This is a genomic window from Halomonas marinisediminis, assembly GCF_004347715.1.
GTDB classification, from domain to species: Bacteria; Pseudomonadota; Gammaproteobacteria; order Pseudomonadales; family Halomonadaceae; genus Halomonas; species Halomonas icarae.
In genome coordinates this window covers 22,375-43,346 of the sequence record NZ_SLTR01000015.1, presented here as the reverse complement: position 1 = coordinate 43,346, position 20,972 = coordinate 22,375, and the positions used below count along the sequence as shown (strand labels likewise).

Genomic DNA, 20,972 nt, shown 5'->3' with positions numbered 1-20,972 from the left:
GCGCCCTGAAGCGGTGTAGTCGCGCTCTTTAGAAGGGAATATGAATCGAGGCGGTCAACAGGTTGAGATGCGCCATGTCGGGCGAATCGTACTCCTCGAGCTCGAGGCGGCTGGTAAAGCCCGGGAGCTGCAGGCGGGCGCCGAAGCCCCGAACCCGCGTGGTGCCGGTTTCATCGCTGTCTCCACGTGGAATCACGGCGTCGCCCTCCCAGCCGACCAGGCCCGACTTGGCATAGAGGCCTAAGCGGCCCAGACGCACGCCGGCCACCAGGCTGCCGCCGAGGCTGACGGTATTGACCAGTAGCTGCTGATTATCGAGGCGGGTCGGCATCTCGTCACTATGGTGGTAGCGGAACTCGGCACCGAGATCCAGCTTGGGGAGCTGAAATGGACTGAAGCCGGCAATCAGCCGAAAACCGGAGGTATAGCCGTCGGGACTCTCGATGTCATGGCCGTCGATGACAACACCGTTTTCCAGGCGCATCAGGTTGTCTGGCTGGCTGGCATAAGCGGGGCTATGCTGATCGGCCTGTCTGACGACCTCTTCGGCGAGGGAGCTCCCTTCGGCGCCGACAGCGCCAAGGGATGTCCCGAAGGCAAGAGCAGCCAGTAGCGCGGTAATAGTATGACGGGGTGCGGTATGACGGGGTGCGGTATGACGGGATGCGGTATGACGGGGTGCGGTATGACGGGATGACATGGGTCCCTGTCCTTGCGCTGAGGCCTGATTCATTCGTACCAGGCCGCAGGGCGAGTAGCGATGAGATCCATATAGGCTAGCAAGCCCATCCCCGGTTCGCCAGCCAACTGGTCCGACGATAGCAGGGACACTCTCCGACAGTGTCGACGCTGCAGGCGCAATGCATCAAGGCTGGCATGGCAGCTCGTCCGGGGAATGTCTCTCGTGCTAGGCGGAATCACCGGCCAGGGACTCCAGCAACGAATCCAGCCTGGGTGTCGCCAGGCCGTGGCGCCTGGCGGTCTCGCTAAGAGGGCCGAGAATGGCGACATGCTCCGTGGGACGTCCCGCCAACACGTCCTGGAGCATCGAGGCGCGATTGCTGGCGGTGGCCTCCACCACCCTCCAGACCAGGGTGCGCCAGCCATCGAGCCCGCTGCCTTCGGGCGGTGCGATGCCTTCGGCTTCCATTACCCTCGCCACCTCACCGATCACCGCCTCTACTTCCTCACGAAACGGCGTGTCGCGAAGCTCGCCATTGCGAATCCTGTGGTGGGCAACCAGGGGATTGATGGCGGCGTTGATGGCCAGCTTGTGCCATAGCCGTCGCCGAATGTCCGGCACCGCCTGGGCCGACAGGCCGCTTGTGCTCAGCAGGCTGGCCACTGTTCTCGCCAGGTCGTCATGACCATCCTCCAGCGAGCCGATCAGGGTGTTGCCCCGGCCGGCGTGGACGACGCGATCATCCGCGGCAACATAGGCCCCTTCGGTGGTGGTGGCGCACAGCACAGGGCCCAAGTGACGTGTCGCGAGTCGTGGCTGGGTGTGAAAGCCGTTCTGCCACAGTACCAGCGGGAGGTCGGCGGGAAGTCGGGAAGCGAGCTCAAGATAGGCCCCCTCGGCGGCGTAGGCCTTGGTGGTCAGGTGGAGGAGATCGGGAACCCCGTCGGGTGGGCGAGTCCGCGTGACCACCTCCATGTCGAGAGTTTCACCCCGGGGGGTGACCAGTGTCTGAAGGCCGGGAAGGGGGCGGCGGCCGATCAGCGTTATCCGCTGGCCCTGTTGGGCCAGACGCAGGGCGAGCAGCCGGCCGATGGCGCCTGGCCCGACGATCCAGTGTGTTTGAAGGGCCATCAACGGCTCTCCTTGCGGCGTTGGGGAGTGCGACGCTTGCCGCTCCTGGCCGAGCGGCCGGAACTGCGGCGCCCGCTGGTGCGACGGGGCGCCTTGGCCTCGGCGCCCTCGGCACTATGTAGTGCCTGACGCAGGCGGCCGGCATCGGCGGCGGCGAGCAGGGTGCGCAGGTCGGCCACCAGTGACTCGAGGAAGGGGGCGGGGGCGGCGTCCTCTTCGGCGATGGCCCCCAGGCGCTGCTCCCATAACGCGGTGCGCTCGGGGCGACTCACCGCTTCGGGCAGGGACGCGATCAGTGCACTGCCCAGGCGGGTGGCACGCAGGGCCTTGCCCTCCCGGACCAGATATCCGCGCTCCACCAGCGTCTCGATGATGCCGGCGCGGGTCGCTTCGGTGCCCAGGCCATCGTGTTCGCGCAGGGTGCGTCTCACGGCGGGATCGTCCACGTAACGGCCGATGTTCATCATCGCCTTGATCAGGCTGGCGTCATTGAACGGCTCCGGTGGCCGGGTCTCGCGATCCTCCACGTCGCTGTTCTGGACGCGACACCCCTCACCCTCGCTGAGCGGCGGCAGCGGTGGTGCCTCGTCGCGGGTGGTGAACAGCGGCTTCCAGCCGGGATCGAGGATCTCCTGGCCCCGGGCACGGAAGGTCTCCCCGAGGATCGAGAACTCCGCCTTCACGTCGCGGGTGGAGAGCGGCGGATAGAACTGGGCGATCACGTTGCGGGCGATCAGTCGGAAGACGTTCGCCTCGGTGGTCGTGAGGCGTGCCATGTCCGCCGGTCGTCCGGTGGGCGCCAGGGCATGGTGTGCGCCCACCTTGCTGTCATTCCAGGCTCGCGATCGGCGCGTGAAATCGGCCCCGTCCAACCAGCCGCGCAGGGTGTCATCTTCACGGCAGGCACCTTCCAGGGTGCCTCGGGCGGCGGCGAAATGCTCCTCGGGAAGATAGCGACAGTCGGAGCGCGGGTAGGTGATCAGCTGATGGCGCTCATAGAGCGACTGGCAGGTGTCCAGCACGACCTTGGCGGAGATGCCATGGCGCCTGGCGGCATCGACCTGCAGCGCCGACAGCGAGTAGGGCAGGGGGGCGGGCTGGCGCTTCTGCTGGGTCTCCAGCGTTACCAGTCGCCCCTCGGCCCCGGGCAGGCGTTCGGCAAGGCTGGCCGCGGGTTCCCGGGCCAGCAGGCGCCCCTGGTCGTCGAGCGGGTGGTGTTCCCCGGGGGACCACCAGGCGCGTAGCTCACCGCGGCTCACCGCAAGATCGGCCCATAGCACGAAGAAGGGCCTGGGCGTGAAGCCGCGAATTTCGGCGTCCCGGCGTACCACCAGGCCGAGCACCGGGGTCTGTACGCGACCTACCGAGAGCACCCCGTCATGACCGGCCTGACGGCCCGTCAGCGTCCAGGCCCGGGTCAGGTTGATGCCATAAAGCCAGTCGGCGCGGGAGCGTGATTCGGCGGCCCGGTAGAGCGGCTGATAGCGACGGTTGTCCTCCAGTCGCGACAGCGCCCGCTGCACGGCGGGACGGTTGAGATCGCTGACCAGCAGTCGTGAGACTCTGCCCTTCCAGCCTAGGTATTCGATCACCTCCTGGACCAGCAGCTGACCTTCACGGTCGGGGTCGCCGGCATGCACCACCTCATTGGCGGCCTTGAGCAGCTTGCGAATCGCCGCCAGTTGGCCGCGAGCCTTGGGGCGTGGGGTGAGCTTCCAGTGCTCGGGCAGGATCGGCAGGGTGTCCAGCCGCCACTGCTTGTGGGCCGGGTCATAGGCGTCGGGAGGCGCCTGCTCCAGCAGATGGCCGAGGCACCAGGTCACGGTGGTATCGCCCACGACGATCGCCCCCCCCTGCTTGCGGGGGGAGCCGGGCAGGGCGTCGGCGATGGCCCGGGCCAGGCTGGGCTTCTCGGCGATGATCAGGCGCATGGCGTCCTCGCTTGCGGTGAGAGTTGAGGATTCTTCCAGTGTTACCGACGCTTGGCTAGGTGTTGCATTGCGATTATGGTGTACAATTGTTGTATCAATATTTTCATGGAGTCCGGGCGATGCGCGAGCGAGGCAGAACACGCCGGCTAATGGGGCTGGGAGCGCGTACCGGTGGTGCGCTGTTGCGGACTCGCCTGGGCGGGCAGGCCGACTGGCGGGCCCTGGGTGAGGCGCTGTTCGAGGGGCTCTCCGAACTCAAGGGGCCAGCCATGAAACTGGCCCAGATCATGTCCCAGTGGGACGATCTGCTGCCTGCGGACCTTGCCGAGGAGTTGGCCAGGTTGCAGCGCCAGGCCGAACCGATGCCCTGGGAGTCGATCCGCCACACCCTGGATGATCACTATGGGGATATCGACAGGGTGTTTCGCGAGGTCGAGACACGCCCCTTCGCCAGCGCCTCCATGGGCCAGGTGCATCGCGCCGTGACGCATGAGGGGGAGACGCTGGTGCTCAAGGTGCAGTACCCGGGGCTGGCCGAGGTGCTGGAGGGAGATCTCGCACAGGTCCGCCGCCTGATGCGCCTCGGGCGCTGGTTCAAGGTGCCTCAGGCACGCCTCGATTCGCTGTTCGAGGAGCTGGCGGCGAGCCTGCGAGGAGAGCTTGACTACTGCGCCGAGGCCGAGGCACTGGCGCGCTATCGACAGCGCTATGCCGACTGGCCGGGCGTGGTGATTCCCGAGCCGCTACCGGCCTACTCCGGTGAGCGCGTGCTGGCCATGCGCCATGTGCCGGGCACCCCGCTTCGTGACCTGGAGACGGCGGATGACGCCACCCGTCAGCGCATCGCCGCCACCCTCGCCGACTGGCTCACCGAGGAGCTCTTCACTCATGGCGAGCTGCATGCCGACCCCCATGCCGGCAACTTCGCCGCCGATGACCAGGCTCGGCTGGTGGTCTACGACCTGGGAGCGGTGATCCCGGTGCCTGACGAGCGGCTCAAGGCGATGATGCATCTGCTCGACGCCACCTTGCAGGGGGATGCCATGGCCATGGATAGCGCCCTGCTCGAGCTGGGTGGTCGTCAGGGGCAGGGCGCACCGCTGTCGCTTTACCGAGAGGCGGCGGAGGCCGTCTCGGCGCTCTTCGCTCCCGGCGAGCAGGACCTCGGCGATGTGCGCGTCCATCGTCGCCTGCGTGAGCTCTCACCCAAGGTGTGGGCGGCCATGGACCGTCTGCAGCCGCCCGCCGACACCCTGCTGCTGTCGCGAACCCTCAACGGCCACTACTGGAACCTGGTGCGCCTCGGCGCCCGGCTCGATATGCAGGCCCGCACCGCACCGCTGCTGGAGTGGGCGACGAGGTAGCAAGCGGCTGCCAAGCCCCCCGGCGGGCTGGTAGACTGTGCCGTTTTCCGGACGGTGGAGTGCGCAATGCTGGCGGTATGGGTGGAACAGCTGCTGGGATTTGCCTCGGGGGCGCTCAAGGCGATTCGCCAGGATGAGCGTTATCCGGCGCTGATGGCCTGGGCGCGGGAAGAGGGGCCCCGACTGGTGGGCGGCGATCTGTCACTGGCCCAGGCGCTGGCGCCGGAGCTGTGGTCACAGACGCCCCTGGCGCGCCTGGAGTTCCTCTGCGAACCGCTGGCGCGCCCCGGGCGAAACGAGCCCTGCTGGTGTGACTCCGGTCGCAAGACCAAGCACTGCTGTGGCGCGGTGTCGCTGCCCGGCTCGGTGCCCGAACACCTGATGTGGATGCTCTCGCTGCGCGACTGGAAGGGCGACACGCTCAAGGCGGCGCTGGCCAGCGGCCGTGCCCCCGCCCAGGCGCTGCTCGAGGCGGGGCTGATCGCGGCCGAGACCGGCCAACGCGGCCGCGCCCAGCAGGTTCTCGAGTCACTCTTCGAATCCAGTGACTGGTCTCGACTACCGGAGCAGGCCGAGCCCGCCTTCGAGATCCTGATCGACCTCTTCCAGGAGCGCGGCTTTCATCGCAAGCGCGAGGCGCTTCTCGATGCGGTGCTCGAGCATGGCCCACTGTTCCTGCGCGGCGTGGCGCTGGAGCGCCTGTGCCTGATGCATCTCGACAACGACGACCTGGACAGTGCCCGGGCGGCCTTCGTGCGTGCCCAGCAGGCGCTGCCGGACTCGCCGACCCTGGCCTATATCGAGGCCATGCTGCTGCTGCACGAGGGGCACGAGCAGGAGGCTGCCGAGCGAGCGAGTTTCTGGTTTCGTCGTCTGGCACGCCAGGGGGATCTGGCGCCGGAGCAGCTGCAGTTCCTCGCCGACCTGGCCGAGAACCCCGGTGCCACCCTGGCCGAGCAGCTGCTCAATGCCGAGGAAGACCTGGCCGAGCCGCTGGCGTCGCTGCAGGCGCTTCTCGAGGAGCTCCCGATCGCTCCGCGCCTGGCCGTGTCATGCACCGGGGAGGGGCGGCTCCTGTATCACACCACCGCCCGCGAGGACACCCTGCACGCCGCCTGGCGACGGGTCTTCCCGATATCGGGTGTTTCCGACTCCCCACTGGGACTCGATGATGATCCCTGGCCCGCTGCCGCGGAGTGGTTGCCCGAGCTTTGCCGCCATCCGGAGTGGCTGGATGCACCGGCAGTCGTCCAGGAACTGACTCTGGCGCTGACCTCGCGCTTCGGCAGCCTGCCCTGGATGGCGCCGAGCCTGTTCGTGCCGCTTGCCCTGCGGCTGGAGCGCTGGCTGGAGCAGGTGGCGGCCGAGGGGCCGGGCACCCTGGCCTGGGAAGATGCCGACAACACGCTGCTGTTGCGGACGGGGCTGGCGCTGGTGGTTGGCATGGAGCGCGGGGCGCGGGAGCGTTCACGACGGCTCGCCGAAGGCCTGCTGGCCCTGGATCGCCATGACAGCCTGGGGCTTCGCGAGCTGGTGCTCGACCAGCTGTTGCGCGACGGACGCGACAGCGAGGCACTGGCGCTCAGTGAGCAGCCACCGGAAGCCGAGGCCGAGGGGCCGGTGTTGGGCGTGCTGATGGGACGTGTTTTGGCGCTCTATCGCCTCGACCGGCTCGACGAGGCGGCCCAGGCACTGGAGGAGACTCATGCCCACAATGCTCACGCGGTGAAGCTGATGTGTGGCGACAGCTCGGCGCCGCCGACGCCGGTGGGCGAGGATGGCGCGGTCGTGCCGGGCAGCCGGGCCGAGGCCTGGCAGTATCGCACCCTGATGCGCGATCAGTGGCGGGCCACACCGGGGGCCCTGGCGTGGCTGCAGGAGTGGCTCAGCCGGCGCTGAGCCATTCTGCCATGTAGGAGGCCGGCTCTGCCGGGCGAATGGCGCCGCCAGGCGCCCGGTATTCATGCTCTCGATGCTTCAGGGACGGGCATCAGCTCACGGTCGCGGCTGATCCAGAGTGCCAGCAGCACCGCCGGAATCCCCATGACGGCGGAGATCAGGAAGAAGGTGGCATAGCCCTCGACCTCGACGACCAGCCCGCCGAAGCCGCTCAGGAACTTGCCTGGCAGGGTCATCAGCGACGAGAACAGCGCGTACTGCGTCGCGGTGTAGGCCCTCGAGGTCAGGCTGGAGAGGAAGGCGATAAAGACCGCACTGGCCAGGCCATTGGCCAGGTTGTCGCCGACGATGGCCATGACCAGCATGGGCAGGCTCTGGCCGGTCAGCGCCAGGGCGCTGAACAGCAGGTTGGTCAGTGCGGCGGCCGTGGCGCCGAGCACCAGGAGCGGCCCGATGCCGTAGCGTGCCACCAGCAGCCCCCCCAGCATGCCCCCACCGATGCTCATGGCGATACCGAACGCATTGGTGACGTTGGCGATCTCCTTGAGTGAGAAGCCCAGGTCGATATAGAGCGGGTTGGCCATGGACGCCATGGCCAGGTCGCTGATGCGAAATACCGCCACGAAGAGCAGCAGCCACAGGGCCTTGTGCCGATAGCGGGTAAAGAAGTCGGTGAAGGGGCAGACGATGGCGCCGATCACCCAGGCGCCCAGGCGCCGCAGGGGCTTGGGTCTTCCGCGACTGGCCCGCAGGAAGGCGCGCACGCGTGGCTCGTGGATCAACTGCGTGCTCAGCGAGAGCCGCTCGGGTTCCGGGCGCACCAGCACCGTGATGATGCCGATGCCCACCAGTGCCGCCATGCTCAGGTAGGCGGCCTCCCAGGAGAGCCACGAGGCCACGTAGAGGGCGCCGGCGCCGGCGGCCAGCAGCCCGCCCCGGTAGCCGATGATATAGGTGGAGGCCATGGCCGCCTGGATGTCCTCAGGCGCCGACTCGATGCGGAAGGCATCGATGGCGATATCCTGGGTGGCGCTGCCGAAGGCGACCAGCAGGGCGAAGGCGGCCACCAGGGGCAGCTGCCCGAGCGGGTCGATTCCGGCGAGCCCCACCAGCCCGGCGACGATCATTGCCTGAGCCAGCAGCATCCAGCCGCGGCGCTGGCCGAGGCGGCGAGTCAGCAACGGCAGTGGCAGGCGGTCCACCACTGGCGCCCAGAAGAACTTGATCGAATAGAGCATGCCGATCCAGGCGAAGAAGCCGATCGCCGCCACCTCGACACCGTCGCTGCGCAGCCAGGCCGACAGCGTGGAGAACACCAGCAGGAAGGGCAGGCCGGCGGAGAAGCCCAGGAACAGCATGGTGATGACAGGCGCACGCAGATAGATCGCCAGGGCATCTTGCCAGCTTCTCTGCACGGGTGGCGTCGGCATGGGGCTCTCCTTGCAACGGTGTTAGAATCCTCGCCTCTTTCGCCGGGCGCCCGGCCCGCAAGCGGGGCGCACAAGCAACGAGCGATTGTTGCAGAGCCCCGGCAGTGATACCAGCATCCAGAGCGACGGGAGACCCCATGAAGGAGAGCGATACGATCCGCCAGGAAGAGGATGCGGCCGTGCCGCGCTGGTATGTGATCCAGTGCAAGGGGGGCGAATCCTTTCGCGCCACCGAGAATCTGCTCAACCAGGGCTTCGAGGTCTTCCATCCGGTACTCGACGTTCAGAAGAAGCGCCGCGGCAAGCTGACCTGGGTCACCGAGCCGCTGTTTCCCTACTATCTGTTTATTCGCCTCGACCGACTGGTCAGCAACTGGCGGCCGATCCGCTCCACCCGGGGCGTGTTGAAACTGGTCACCTTCGGCGATACGCCGGTCGCCGTGGATGACAGCCTGGTGGCGACCCTGCGCGACAAGGGTAACGAGCGCGACCAGGATGCCAACTTCTATTTCCAGGCCGGTGAGGTGGTGCAGATCACCGAAGGGCCCTTCAAGGAGCTGCAGGCGGTGTTCGAGAGCCACAAGGGGGAAGAGCGCGCCATCGTGCTGCTCAACATGCTGCAGCGTCAGCAGCGTCTGGAGATGCCGGTCGCCAATCTACGGCGCGGCTAGGTCGCCCCCGCCCTGTCACGTTATCCCCTCCCACTCAGGAGAAGCCCATGACCATCGCTCCCCAGTGTGTCGTCACGCTGCACTATGTGCTGATTGATGCCGACGGCCGGGTCCTCGATGACTCCCGCGCCCGCCAGCAGCCCCTCGAATACCTGCACGGCCACCACAACATCGTCGCCGGGCTGGAGCGTGCCCTGGACGGCCAGGCCGAGGGGGCCGAACTGACCGTGACCCTGATGCCCGCCGAGGCCTATGGCCTGCGTAATGAGGCCCTCAAGCGCGAGGTGGGGCGGGACGCCTTTCCGGTCCCCGAGCTCTCGCCTGGCATGCGTTTCCAGACCCCCGGCGATGATGGCCCCCAGATCGTCACCGTCCTGGAGGTGCGCGACGACAGCGTGCTGATCGACACCAACCACCCCCTGGCCGGTCAAACCCTGCGCTATGAGCTCGAGGTGCTGACGGTTCGCGATGCCACCCGTGCCGAGTTCGCCAAGGGACACCCGCTGCCCCCCGACACGGATCACACCCAGGTCGAGGACAAGAAGTTGCTCTGAAAACTGACCTGAATCAATTGCCTGATGGCTCCCGGCAGGCGCCGAAGCGTAACTTGATTCAGATCAGAATTCCCCCCGCCGTTCCGGCTTACAGTGGATTCAACACATCAGGGCGGGGAGGAGATCAACATGTATCTGGATGACGCTGTAGTCTTTGGGCTAGTCACCGTCGCGATGATGGTCGCTTTCATGGGTGGCTGGATCACCTTCATCGTGCGGGATCACCGCAAGAAGCGCTGAAGTCAGTCACGGCACGAGTCGTCAGGGGAGGGGGGAGCCATCCGCCCAGTGGGCCGACCTTCACGGGTCGGCCTTTTTTTATTGGCCATCGAAGTGTCGCGATCCTGCAACGCTCATGAAAACAATACGACAACGATCGTCCGGTGGGGACTTCTCGTTTCCTCAATGGTTAGTATGAACAGTGTTCGATTATGGCCTATTGGGTAAGCTGGAGGCTGATATGTCACAACAGGATCATGAGAATACGGCTGCTGAGCAGCATCGCCAGCGCCGCCGACGGTTGCTTGCCACTCTGGGGGCAGGAGTGGCCAGTGCCTATGTGGCCCCCACGTTGCTCAGTGTTGGCCAGGCCCATGCGTGGGACGGGGGGCATCGTTCGCGCCCCAGCCACTCACGACCCAGCTGGTCGCGTCCCAGCTATTCCCGACCCAGTCGTTACGATGGGGGTTACCGGAAGGAGAAGAGGGTCTACCACGAGCACTATCATCATCGGGAAGGTGGTCACTATAGAAAAGACGACCGCTACCATTCGCGTCGGCAATATGAGCGAGACCGTCGCCGCCTGCGTGAATATCGCGAAGACCCGTTGACGATTGTCGAGGATATCGTCTTTGGTCGCCCCGATTATCGGCGATGAGGGACGGCGCATTTGATATTTCCCTCCCCGGTCTCGGTCGTTGCCTGCGTGTAGAGGAGTCACCCGACGTCATCGAGGCGCTAAGACAGGCGCTGGCGCATTGGCCCCCCTCCATCAGGCAAGCCCGGGGGTTGGCGCCCGCCATACGCCTGCGGCGACGCCCTGGGGGATATTGGCAGCGTTCGCCCAGGTTGCCCCGCGGACTCGAGTTACCGACCTCGACGGCGGCGGTATGCAGCCTGATCGCGGATCTGGGTGGTGATTATCTCGATCGCGAGGCCTCACTGCTGGGGCTGCACTGTGCCTCTGTCGAAGTTGATGGCCGTTTGGTGCTGTTCCCGGAGGGCCATCGGGCCGGCAAGAGCACTCTGGCGGTGGCCTTCTCCGCGGCCGGTTATCGGCTGTTCGGGGACGATGTTCTGGGTCTGACACGAGAGGGTGAGGGTGTCGCGCTGGGCATGGCACCGAGGCTACGTCTGCCGCTTCCCGAGAGCTTCTCGCCGCCGTTGGTCGAGTATGCCGAGGCCCATGCCGGCCCGCAGGATTCACGTTACCGCTTCGTGTTGCCGCCGGGCAATGGGCTCGCTGAACATGGTGAGCGATGCGCGGTGGGTGCCCTGGTTCTCCTCGAGCGCGATGACCGGCTAACCAGCCCCGATATCATCCGGCTCCAGCCTGGGGAGGGATTGCTGCAGCTGCTGATGCAGAACTTCGCCTACCATGCCCGCCCCGAGGCGTTGATGGCACACCTGCTTCCGCTGATGGAGCGTGTTCCCTGTCTGCTGTTGCGCTATGCCGAACCGCTGACGGCAGCGCGCCATCTGGGAGCCACGCTCGAAGGAGGCATGCAGGGAAATCAAGGCTGCGGCGTCGGCAGCCGGGAGGGGTTTCGACCTGACAGACGTGGAGCGCCCGCGATAAATGACCCGGTTCCGGCGCAACGGCGCTGGGTGACGTGCCGGGAGGTGCGAACCTATCCGCTTGGCCGGGAGCTTTTCCTGATTCAGTCGGGTAGCGGCGAGATACATCGTCTGAACGAAACGGGCACGATGATCTGGCGCCTGCTGGGTCAGGAGTCGCTTGGCGGGAGGGAGTTGGGAGAGCTGCTGGCCGAATATTACGGTCAACCTGCTGAGCCAGTGATCGAGGATGTCTGCCGGTGGTTGGCAGGTCTGGCCGATGTTGGCCTGGTGACCAGCGGTGAATAGCCTCAACGCCTGACCGTCAGGCGCTCCTCGGCGGGGCGCCAGTGGCGCTGCCAGGCGCGCATCACCCGCTCCGGGTACCAGGTCTTGCCCAGGCTGCCGTTGTAGCGGGCCAGGGCGTCGGTGAGATCACCGTTCTCCACCGCCAGGTAGTGGGCCAGTATCGTGCAGCCATAGCGCAGATTGCGCCAGGGGTCCTTGAGGTCATCGGCGGGCAGGCCCAGCTCGCGGATCCAGAATGGCATGATCTGCATCAGCCCAACCGCCCCGGCAGAGGAGACCGCCTCGATTCGAAAGGCGCTCTCCACCTGGATCAGGGCCAGCACCAGCTCGGGAGGCAGGCCCGCCAGGGTCGCTTCGTGATAGACCCGGCGCAGCAGCTCGCGGCGCAGCCCCGGCTCATTGATATAGCGCTCGAGTGAGGGCTCCATGGCGTTGAGCCACTGACGCGCGGCCCACACCTCGGCCGGTGGGCGAGGGCGAGAGAGCGCCTCGTCGAGGGTGGTGCGAAGGGTGTGCGGCGCGGGCGGCAGCGGCTGGATCAGCAACGGCTTGCCGTCGGCCTCGAGCGCGCTCAGGAAGCCCTGCTCGTCGGCCGCTGACGCCGTCGCCAACCACCCGCCTATCACCAGGGCGACAAGCGGGCGCTGCACGTTAACCCAGCTGAACCTTCTGACGCAGGAAGTCGAGGATCTCCCCGGCCGGCACCATGGTGGCGTCGTTGTCACGGCGTCCCTTGTATTCCAGTTCACCCTTGTCCAGTCCGCGATCGCCCACCACCAGGCGGTGAGGAAGCCCCATCAGCTCGTGGTCGGCAAACTTCACCCCGGGGCGCAGGTCGCGGTCGTCCAGCAGCACCTCGAAACCGGCGGCGCTCAGCTCGGCATAGAGCTTCTCCGACTCCTCGCGTACGCGCTGTGACTTGTGGGCATTCATGGGCACCAGCGCGATATGGAAGGGAGCGAGGGCGTCGGGCCAGATGATGCCGGCGTCGTCATGGTTCTGCTCGATGGCGGCGGCCACCACGCGGGTGACACCGATGCCGTAGCAGCCCATCCAGGGGTGGATGGCACGGCCTTCGTCACCCAGCACGCTGGCGTTCATGGCCTCGGAGTATTTCTGCCCCAGCTGGAAGACATGACCGACCTCGATGCCGCGCTTGATGGCGAGCACACCCTTGCCATCCGGCGAGGGGTCGCCCTCGACCACATTGCGGATATCGGCCACGCTGGGCAGTGCCACATCACGCTCCCAGTTGATGCCGAAGTAGTGCTTGCCGTCGATGTTGGCGCCGGCACCGAAGTCGCTCATCAGTGCCACGCTACGGTCGATGATGACCGGCATCTCGAGGTTGACCGGACCGAGGGAGCCAGGGCCGGCACCCACCGCGGCGCGGATCTCCTCTTCACTGGCCATGGTCAGCGGAGCGGCCACCTCGGGCAGGTTCTCGGCCTTCACCTCGTTGAGCTCGTGGTCACCACGCACCAGCAGGGCGATCAGGCCGCCCTCGGCGGCATGAACCATCAGTGTCTTGATGGTCTTCTCGATGGGCAGGCCGTGCTGCTCCACCAAGGCGGCGATGGTCCTGGCATCGGGGGTGTCGACCAGGCGCAGCTCCTCGCCGGGGGCGGCGCGCTGAACATCGCTGCCCAGCGGTGCCGGCAGTGCCTCGGCCTTCTCCATGTTGGCGGCGTAGTCGGAGTCGGTGGAGAAGACGATGTCGTCTTCGCCGGACTCGGCCAGCACATGAAACTCGTGGGAGCCGGTACCGCCGATGGCGCCGTTGTCGGCGATTACCGGGCGGAAGTCCAGCCCCAGGCGGGTGAAGATTCGCGTGTAGGCGTCATACATCGCCTGGTAGGTCTCCTTGAGGGAGTCCTCGTCCACATGGAAGGAGTAGGCGTCCTTCATGATGAACTCGCGGGAGCGCATGACCCCGAAGCGCGGGCGAATCTCGTCGCGGAACTTGGTCTGGATCTGATAGAAGTTGGCCGGCAGCTGCTTGTAGCTGGAGATCTCCTTGCGGACCAGGTCGGTGATCACCTCTTCGTGGGTAGGACCCACGCAGTAGTCGCGGTCGTGGCGATCCTTGAGACGCAGAAGCTCCGGGCCGTACTGCTCCCAGCGGCCGGACTCCTGCCATAGTTCGGCAGGCTGAACCGCCGGCATCAGCACTTCCTGGGCGCCCGCCCGGTTCATCTCCTCACGCACGATGCGCTCGACCTTGCGCAGGGTCTTCACCCCCAGCGGCAACCAGGTGTACAGGCCGGAGGTGAGGCGGCGGATCATGCCGGCCCGCAGCATCAGCTGGTGGCTGATGACCTCTGCATCGGCGGGGGTTTCCTTCAGGGTGGAAATCAGCATCTGGGTAGCGCGCATGGGTCCGGCGTTTCCTCGGTAGTCAAACAGGGGGGCCGCAAGGGCGGCAATGATGGTGGCATTGTACGGCCAAGCCACGGGCGCGGCAAAAGGCGGCCATTTCCAGGGGTGCACAGAGGCTTGCACAGACAGCTCATGGCCAAGGTTAAATTGACTGTTCTTACAACTAGCGTGCTAAATAAAAGCATGTAAGCATCATGACATGATCCATTCTGTCTTTCGGCCTCCACGCCGACCGTAAAAGGAGATGATCTTGGATAGGAGCGACACAAGTTCGATCGAGGCGCGTTGCCGCTGGGCCGGCTGGCAGGACAAGCGGCGTACCGCGGAGCAGGCCGCGGCCTTGATCGAGGATGGCATGACGGTGGGCATGAGCGGTTTTACCCGGGCCGGTGAGGCCAAGGAGGTGCCGCGTGCCCTGGCCGAGCGTGCCGCACGGAGTCCGCTCTCGATCACCCTGATGACCGGCGCATCGCTGGGCAATGACCTCGACAAGGTGCTGACCGATGCCAAGGTGCTGTCGCGGCGCATGCCGTTTCAGGTCGATGCCACCCTGCGCCGGGCCATCAATGCCGGCGAGGTGATGTTCATCGACCAGCATCTCTCCGAGACCGTGGAGCTGCTGCGCAACCGTCAGCTGGCCGAGATCGATGTGGCGGTGGTGGAGGCCTGTGCCATCACCGAGGAGGGCGGCATCGTGCCCACCTCTTCGGTGGGCAACTCCGCCAGCTATGCGATCCTTGCCGACAAGGTGATCATCGAGCTCAATCTCGACGCTCCCGCCGAGTTCGAGGGGCTTCACGATATCTATATCCCCCAGATGCGGCCCACGCGCACGCCGATTCCCGTGGTGGCGCCGGACTCGCGCATCGGCACCCCCTATATCCCGATCGACCCGCAGAAGATCGCCGCCATCGTGGTGACGAAGGGCAAGGACAGTCCCTCCACGGTGCTGCCGCCGGATGTCGATACGCAGCGAATCGCCGATCATCTGATCAGCTTCTTTTCCGACGAGGTCAGGGTCGGACGACTGACGCCCTCGCTGCTGCCCCTGCAGGCCGGTATCGGCACCATGGCCAATGCGGTGATGACCGGGCTGGCCGAGGGGCCCTTCGAGCATCTGACCATGTACTCCGAGGTGCTTCAGGACTCGACCTTCGACCTGCTCGACTCCGGCAAGCTCGATTACGCCTCCGGCTGCTCCATCACCCTCTCCGAGGCCTGTGGCGAGCGGGTGTGGCCTCGTCTGGATGACTATCGCGACCGCCTTATCCTGCGCCCCCAGGAGCTCTCCAACCATCCGGGGATCGTGCGTCGTCTGGGCATCATCGCGATCAACACCGCCCTTGAGGTGGATATCTATGGCAACGTCAACTCCACCCACGTGGGGGGGACGAAGATGATGAACGGCATCGGCGGCTCCGGCGACTTCGCCCGCAACGCCCAGCTCTCGATCTTCGTCACCAAGTCGGTGGCCAAGGGTGGCGATCTCTCCAGCGTGGTCCCCTTCGCCAGCCATGTGGACCATACCGAGCACGACGTCGATATCCTGGTGACCGAGCATGGTTTGGCCGATCTGCGTGGGTTGGCGCCCAGGGAGCGTGCGGTCAGGGTGATCGAGCAGTGCGCCGACCCGCTCTATCGTCCGGCGTTGCGTCGCTACTTCGAGGAGGCCTGTCGACGCGGTGGCCATACGCCGCACTGCCTGGAGCAGGCGCTGTCATGGCATATGGCGGTGGAGCGTGATGGTCATATGCGCAGCCTTCAGGAGGAGGTCGGCGCCCTGAGTGCCTGATTGGCGATAGTGCCTGATTGGCAATGGCGGTCCCGGTGCCTTCTTCGCTGAGAGCCTGATTTATCGACGATGGCGGTGATCTCAATGCCATCGTCGAATCGCACTCCCTATATGGGGCTGGATAGCAGAAGTCGCAGCGTCAGGCCCAGTACCAGCGTCGTGGCAACGCTGACCAGGGTGCCCAGCAGCACGTATTCGGTCAGCTTGCGATCCCCCGCCTCACGCAGGTCGCCGTAGCGCAATACCGACTTGGCCGCGAGCAGAAAGCCCACGGCGGTGAGCTGATCCAGCAGCACCAGGGAGAGCACCAGCAGGCGCTCGAGCATGCCGATCTGTGCTCCGGCCTGGTCCAGCGTACCGGCCTCCTCGATCTGGCGGCTCCAGGGTGTCAACACCATGGCGATGGCAAACGACAGGGGGCGCGTCACGATCAGGTAGGCCGCCGCCACACCCAGCACCCCGGGCGAGAGCAGCCAGGCACCGAGGGATTCCAGCGGTGCCATGCTGCCGATCCAGGCCAGCCAGATCAGGAGGAGCACACTCAGGTGCAGCGCCTGGTCGAGCAGGAACCAGCGTAAGGTGCCGGGTAGCCGGGCCTTCACCAGATCGATTATCCAGTGGCTGACTCCCACCCCCAGGGCGCCGCCGAGTGCTCCTGCCGGCCCCGGCGCGTCGGGCAGCAACAGGGTCGCGACAAGCAGCACCAGGGCGGTGAGTCCCCCATGCACGGCACCGTGATAGTAGAGATGGCGTGAGCGGTGGCGTAGCCGAAAACGCTCTTCGACCCAGTGGCGTGGCTGCAGCAGGAAGTCGCCGACCAGATGGGCGAGCACCAGGCCCAGCAGCAGCGAGAGTTCGTTCGGTGTCATGGTCAGCCAGCGTCCTTGTCGGCCAGGCGGGTCTCGAGATAGGCGAGGGTATCGCTGAGCAGTGGCCAGCGTGCCGCCTTCAGGCGTTTGTAGACGCTGGGCTGGCTGATGCCGAGATGCGTCGCCATGGCTTGCTGGGACAGGGTCCGCTCGAGGCTCAGCTGGACCACCTCCGCCGAATAGGGGGACCAGCCAGCGAGCAGGTCATCGAGAAAGCGCATCAGCAACGCCAGGCTGCCATCGTCAGGGTCGTCGAGCAGTGTCAGCGCGAGATGTTCGCTACCCTCTCCCAGGCGATCCAGTCGGTGCCCCGAGGCGACGAAGGGGGCGTCATCGGCCTCGGCGATGCGCAGGTCGGCGTGCCATCTGGCCGGCCCCACGGCCACCGCGATACGGGCATCCCAGCGTTGATCGGGTTCGGAGTGTTCGATCAGCGCCGCACGCAGGGCGATGGCCGCCGTCATGGCATGCCGAGCCCGGGGCAGGGCGATCTGGAAGCCATCGCCGCGAAAGCGCTCGGCATGACCCTGTTGTTGCCTGGCCAGGCGCTGCAGGCTGTCATCCAGGAGGCGATAGAGGCGACGGCGGTCGCTCACCTTGCGTGAGTCGACCACGTCGCCGGTCAGTACGGCGATGCGTTGGGTCGGGGTGGTCTTCTCGAACACGCAGTCACTCCTTGAGCCTGCGTCTCAGTATAGCCGCCTGTGGCTATGTCGCCAGTTTATAGCCTTTAAAGGCTATTAAATGGGTTTATAGCCCTTATGGGCTATTTGGCCAGCGTTCGCATGGCGCTCTCCAGCCCCTCGAGAGTCATGGGGTACATGCGATCCTCGACCAGCTGGCGGATCAGCCGGGTGGAGTGGGTAACGTCCCAGGTGTGACGTGGCATGGGGTTGAGCCACACCAGACGCGGGAACTTGTCGATCACGCGCTTCAGCCACACCGCGCCGGCCTCGTCATTGAAGTGCTCCACGCTGCCGCCGGGGTGGGTGATCTCGTAGGGCGACATGGCCGCATCGCCGACGATCACCACCTGATAGTCATCGCCATAGGTGTGCAGCAACTCCATGGTCGGGAGGCGTTCGGCATGACGGCGAGTCTGGGTGCCGGCACTGCTGCGCCACACCCCCTCGTAGATGCAGTTATGGAAGTAGTAGGCTTCCAGGTGCTTGAACTCCGAACGGGCCGCCGAGAAAAGCTCCTCGCAGGTGCGGACATGGTCGTCCATGGAGCCGCCCACATCGAGCAGCAGCAACACCTTCACCGCGTTATGGCGCTCGGGGCGCATCTGCACATTGAGCAGGCCGGCATCCCGCGCGGTTTCGCGAATGGTGGCATCGACATCGAACTCCTCCGCGGCCCCCTGGCGCGCGAACTTCCTGAGCCGGCGCAGCGCCATCTTGGTGTTGCGCGTGCCAAGCTCCAGGGAGTCGTCATAGTCGCGAAAGCGGCGCTCATCCCACACCTTGGCCGCACGCCGGTGGCGAGAGCCATCCTGGCCGATGCGAATTCCCTCCGGGTTATAGCCGTAGGCACCGAAGGGGCTGGTGCCGCCGGTACCGATCCACTTGTTGCCCCCGGCATGGCGCTCCTGCTGCTCCTCGAGACGCTTCTTGAAGGTTTCGATCAGCTGCTCGAGGCCGCCCAGAGATTCGATCTGGGCCTTCTCCTCATCGGAGAGCTGCTTCTCGAACTCGCGGCGCAGCCAGTCATCGGGGATCAGCGCCTCGATGGCGGCGTCGAGGTTCTCGAGTCCTTCGAACCAGGCGGCGAAGGCCCGATCGAAGCGGTCGAAGTGGCGCTCATCCTTGACCATCACGGTGCGGGCAATCTGGTAGAACGCCTCCATGTCGGCGAAGACCACGCCGCGTTCCACCACCGCATGGAGGTCGAGCAATTCGCGCAGCGATACCGGGACGCCGGCACGCTTGAGGGTCTCGAACAGGCCGATAAACATGGTTCAGCGCCTCTGGTTGCCCTGGCGGCGCATCATGAAGGCCAACCGCTCCAGTAACTGGGTATCCTGTTCGTTCTTGACCAGCGCGCCTGCCAGCGGCGGGATCGCCTTGACCGGGTCACGCTGATAGAGCGCCTCGCGGGCCAGCTCGTCGCTCATCAGCAGCTTCAGCCAGTCGACCAGCTCCGAGGTGGAGGGTTTCTTCTTGAGGCCCGGGGCCTGACGCAGGTCGAAGAACACCTCCAGCGCCTCGCTGACCAGCTTCGGGGCGATGTCCGGAAAGTGCACATCGACGATCGCCTGCATGGTGTCGCGGTCGGGAAACTCGATGTAGTGGAAGAAGCAGCGGCGCAGGAAGGCGTCGGGCAGCTCCTTCTCGTTGTTGGAGGTGATGATGATGATCGGGCGGTGGCGTGCGGTGATGGTCTCGCCGGTCTCGTAGACATGGAACTCCATGCGATCCAGCTCCTGGAGCAGATCGTTGGGGAACTCGATATCCGCCTTGTCGATCTCGTCAATCAGCAGTACCACCCGCCTGTCGGCGGTAAAGGCGTCCCACAGCTTGCCGGGCTTGATGTAGTTGGCGACGTTCTCCACGCCCTCGACGCCCAGCTGGGAGTCACGCAGGCGGCTTACCGCATCGTACTCGTAGAGCCCCTGGGCGGCCTTGGTGGAGGACTTGATATGCCAGGTGTGAAGTTCGGTGCCCAGCGAGGCCGCCAGCTCCTCGGCGAGCAGAGTCTTGCCGGTGCCGGGCTCGCCCTTGATCAGCAGCGGACGCTCCAGGGTCACCGCGGCGTTGACCGCCTGCTTGAGGGCCTCGGTGGCTACATAGGTGGAAGTGGAATCAAACGCCATGCGTCATGCCTCGGCTTGTCATCAGAGGGGTGAAGGGATCAAACAAGTGTACGGAAGGGCGCCAGCAGGGACAAACCTCAGCACGGTTATGCAAGAAGGATTACCAAGTTAACAGCCAGGCCAGGGTTTCATGGTTTATCTGTAGACTTGTGAAAGGGTGGCCCAGGAATCTTCAAGGGAGGAAACATGCTTCGCAACCTCTATGCATCACTTCCCGATAAGCTGGAAGAAGAGCAGTTCGATGAGCTGGCCGCCGGCCAGGGGGTGCGCATCGAGCGCATCGTCTCGCGCGGCCACAGTTCGCCTGAAGAGGGCTGGTACGATCAGCCCCGGCACGAGTGGGTAGCGGTGCTGCAGGGGCGTGCGGTACTGGCCTTCGCGACGGGTGAGGAGCGAGAGCTCGGCCCGGGCGATCATCTGGTGATTCCGGCACACTGCCGACACCGGGTGACGTGGTCGGATCCGGGGCAGCCGACCATCTGGCTGGCGGTGCACTATGAGGGATAGCCTGCGTCTGGGCGCGTGGCCTTCGCGTGGAGCCTGTATCAAACTGTGTCCGAAATGGCATGCCACAAAGGGATTCTGAACCATGCGCTTGAGGATACTCTCCGATCTGCACCTCGAGTGCTTCGATGAAGGGCGAGAGCTGCCGGATGTGGAGTGTGACGTGGTGATTCTGGCCGGAGATATCTCGCGCGGGACTCGAGGGCTCGAGTGGGCGGCCGAGCGCTTCGCTGGCATACCGACTCTCTATGTCCCCGGCAACCATGAGTTCTATCGTAGCAGTATGCCGGTGCTACGCCGGGAGCTGGCCGACGAGGCAGCCAGGCTCGGCATCCACCTGCTCGACAACCGCTCACTGACCCTGGGCGGCGTGCGCTTCCACGGCACTACCCTGTGGACCGACTTCGAGCTCTATGTCGGCGAGCCCGATCATGACCCGGCGCTTACCGAAGAGAGGGTACTGGCCTTTATGCCGGACTTTCGCATCGTCGAGCAGCCGGACGCAGTGGTGTTCACCCCGGCGGAGAGCCGTCGTCTGCATGCCAAGGCGAGGAGCTGGCTGGAGTCCGCGCTCGCCGAGCCCTTCGGCGGCCCCCGGGTGGTGATCAGCCACCATGCGCCGCTGGCCGAGTGCATCCCGCCCGGCTATCGGGGCGATGCGGCCTCGCCGGCCTTCGCGTCTCATCTGCCCGAGCTGATGGGGCGCATGGACCTCTGGATCCACGGCCACGTCCACGAGCCGGTCGATGTCGAAATCGCGGGGACCCGCGTTATCGCCAACCCAGGCGGCTACCCGGGAGAGTTCGACCCGCCGCTCTTCGTTCCCGACCTGGTCGTTGCGGTGCCGGGGCCATCAAGCTGATGCA

The 20,972-nt window shown here is 65.6% G+C and carries 20 protein-coding genes; 10 read left to right on the top strand and 10 right to left on the bottom strand.

The features are described from left to right. Positions 1-28 precede the first annotated feature (28 nt). The 3 genes from E0702_RS11490 to E0702_RS11480 all read right to left on the bottom strand — a co-directional run bounded on the left by E0702_RS11490 (position 29) and on the right by E0702_RS11480 (position 3,744). Positions 29-700 (bottom strand): hypothetical protein, encoded by a 672-nt coding sequence (locus tag E0702_RS11490; protein ID WP_240721726.1) that lies wholly within the window; start codon positions 698-700, stop codon positions 29-31. Positions 701-907: 207 nt separating this feature from the next. Continuing rightward, on the bottom strand, positions 908-1,813 hold the full coding sequence (locus tag E0702_RS11485; protein WP_132043966.1) for a ketopantoate reductase family protein: 906 nt from the start codon (positions 1,811-1,813) through the stop codon (positions 908-910). After that, entirely contained in the window at positions 1,813-3,744 is a 1,932-nt protein-coding gene (locus tag E0702_RS11480; protein ID WP_132043964.1) for a DNA topoisomerase III, read from the bottom strand. Before E0702_RS11480 ends, E0702_RS11485 begins: the two co-directional genes overlap by 1 nt. Before the next feature lie 119 nt (positions 3,745-3,863). Here E0702_RS11480 and E0702_RS11475 point away from each other — a divergent pair, with 119 nt between their 5' ends. Beyond that, complete coding sequence (locus E0702_RS11475) at positions 3,864-5,108, top strand: ABC1 kinase family protein (protein ID WP_132043962.1); 1,245 nt, start codon at positions 3,864-3,866, stop codon at positions 5,106-5,108. Positions 5,109-5,174: 66 nt separating this feature from the next. After that, entirely contained in the window at positions 5,175-7,007 is a 1,833-nt protein-coding gene (locus E0702_RS11470) for an SEC-C domain-containing protein (RefSeq protein ID WP_132043960.1), read from the top strand. A 62-nt stretch (positions 7,008-7,069) separates the two neighbouring features. Here the strand turns inward: E0702_RS11470 and E0702_RS11465 are convergent, their stop codons facing one another. After that, a complete protein-coding gene (locus E0702_RS11465) occupies positions 7,070-8,437 on the bottom strand; it encodes an AmpG family muropeptide MFS transporter (RefSeq protein ID WP_132043958.1) in 1,368 nt (455 codons plus the stop codon). Between the two features lie 137 nt (positions 8,438-8,574). Here E0702_RS11465 and rfaH point away from each other — a divergent pair, with 137 nt between their 5' ends. The 5 genes from rfaH to E0702_RS11445 all read left to right on the top strand — a co-directional run bounded on the left by rfaH (position 8,575) and on the right by E0702_RS11445 (position 11,747). Continuing rightward, entirely contained in the window at positions 8,575-9,108 is a 534-nt protein-coding gene (gene rfaH, locus E0702_RS11460) for a transcription/translation regulatory transformer protein RfaH (protein WP_132043956.1), read from the top strand. Positions 9,109-9,155: 47 nt separating this feature from the next. Beyond that, positions 9,156-9,662, top strand: coding sequence for an FKBP-type peptidyl-prolyl cis-trans isomerase (locus E0702_RS11455; protein ID WP_132043954.1), 507 nt, complete (start codon positions 9,156-9,158; stop codon positions 9,660-9,662). 129 nt (positions 9,663-9,791) lie between these two features. Next, positions 9,792-9,902: a cytochrome c oxidase subunit CcoM gene (ccoM, locus tag E0702_RS20075; RefSeq protein WP_306766913.1), complete on the top strand. Its 111-nt coding sequence runs from the start codon at positions 9,792-9,794 to the stop codon at positions 9,900-9,902. Positions 9,903-10,122: 220 nt separating this feature from the next. Then, positions 10,123-10,539, top strand: a complete 417-nt coding sequence (locus E0702_RS11450) for a hypothetical protein (RefSeq protein ID WP_132043952.1) — start codon at positions 10,123-10,125, stop codon at positions 10,537-10,539. A 191-nt stretch (positions 10,540-10,730) separates the two neighbouring features. Further along, positions 10,731-11,747: a PqqD family peptide modification chaperone gene (locus tag E0702_RS11445; RefSeq protein ID WP_165927525.1), complete on the top strand. Its 1,017-nt coding sequence runs from the start codon at positions 10,731-10,733 to the stop codon at positions 11,745-11,747. 2 nt (positions 11,748-11,749) lie between these two features. Here E0702_RS11445 and E0702_RS11440 read toward each other — a convergent pair whose 3' ends face one another. Together E0702_RS11440 and E0702_RS11435 are read right to left on the bottom strand one after the other, a co-directional pair. Beyond that, positions 11,750-12,397: a lytic transglycosylase domain-containing protein gene (locus E0702_RS11440; RefSeq protein WP_439952329.1), complete on the bottom strand. Its 648-nt coding sequence runs from the start codon at positions 12,395-12,397 to the stop codon at positions 11,750-11,752. 1 nt (position 12,398) lies between these two features. Continuing rightward, positions 12,399-14,123, bottom strand: a complete 1,725-nt coding sequence (locus E0702_RS11435; RefSeq protein WP_132043948.1) for a proline--tRNA ligase — start codon at positions 14,121-14,123, stop codon at positions 12,399-12,401. Between the two features lie 253 nt (positions 14,124-14,376). Between E0702_RS11435 and E0702_RS11430 the strand changes: the two genes are divergently transcribed. Next, complete coding sequence (locus tag E0702_RS11430) at positions 14,377-15,918, top strand: acetyl-CoA hydrolase/transferase family protein (RefSeq protein ID WP_240721725.1); 1,542 nt, start codon at positions 14,377-14,379, stop codon at positions 15,916-15,918. Between the two features lie 107 nt (positions 15,919-16,025). Here the strand turns inward: E0702_RS11430 and E0702_RS11425 are convergent, their stop codons facing one another. The 4 genes from E0702_RS11425 to E0702_RS11410 form a co-directional block, all read right to left on the bottom strand. After that, complete coding sequence (locus tag E0702_RS11425) at positions 16,026-16,787, bottom strand: DUF3307 domain-containing protein (protein ID WP_132043944.1); 762 nt, start codon at positions 16,785-16,787, stop codon at positions 16,026-16,028. A gap of 2 nt (positions 16,788-16,789) precedes the next feature. Then, positions 16,790-17,452, bottom strand: coding sequence for a hypothetical protein (locus E0702_RS11420; protein WP_132043942.1), 663 nt, complete (start codon positions 17,450-17,452; stop codon positions 16,790-16,792). 101 nt (positions 17,453-17,553) lie between these two features. After that, positions 17,554-18,744: a vWA domain-containing protein gene (locus tag E0702_RS11415; protein ID WP_132043940.1), complete on the bottom strand. Its 1,191-nt coding sequence runs from the start codon at positions 18,742-18,744 to the stop codon at positions 17,554-17,556. 3 nt (positions 18,745-18,747) lie between these two features. Beyond that, on the bottom strand, positions 18,748-19,602 hold the full coding sequence (locus E0702_RS11410; protein WP_132043938.1) for an AAA family ATPase: 855 nt from the start codon (positions 19,600-19,602) through the stop codon (positions 18,748-18,750). A 186-nt stretch (positions 19,603-19,788) separates the two neighbouring features. On the opposite strand from E0702_RS11410, the gene E0702_RS11405 reads away from it, so the two are divergent. Further along, a complete protein-coding gene (locus tag E0702_RS11405; protein ID WP_132043936.1) occupies positions 19,789-20,109 on the top strand; it encodes a cupin domain-containing protein in 321 nt (106 codons plus the stop codon). An 82-nt stretch (positions 20,110-20,191) separates the two neighbouring features. Continuing rightward, positions 20,192-20,968, top strand: coding sequence for a metallophosphoesterase (locus E0702_RS11400; RefSeq protein WP_132043934.1), 777 nt, complete (start codon positions 20,192-20,194; stop codon positions 20,966-20,968). The last annotated feature ends 4 nt before the right edge of the window (positions 20,969-20,972 follow it).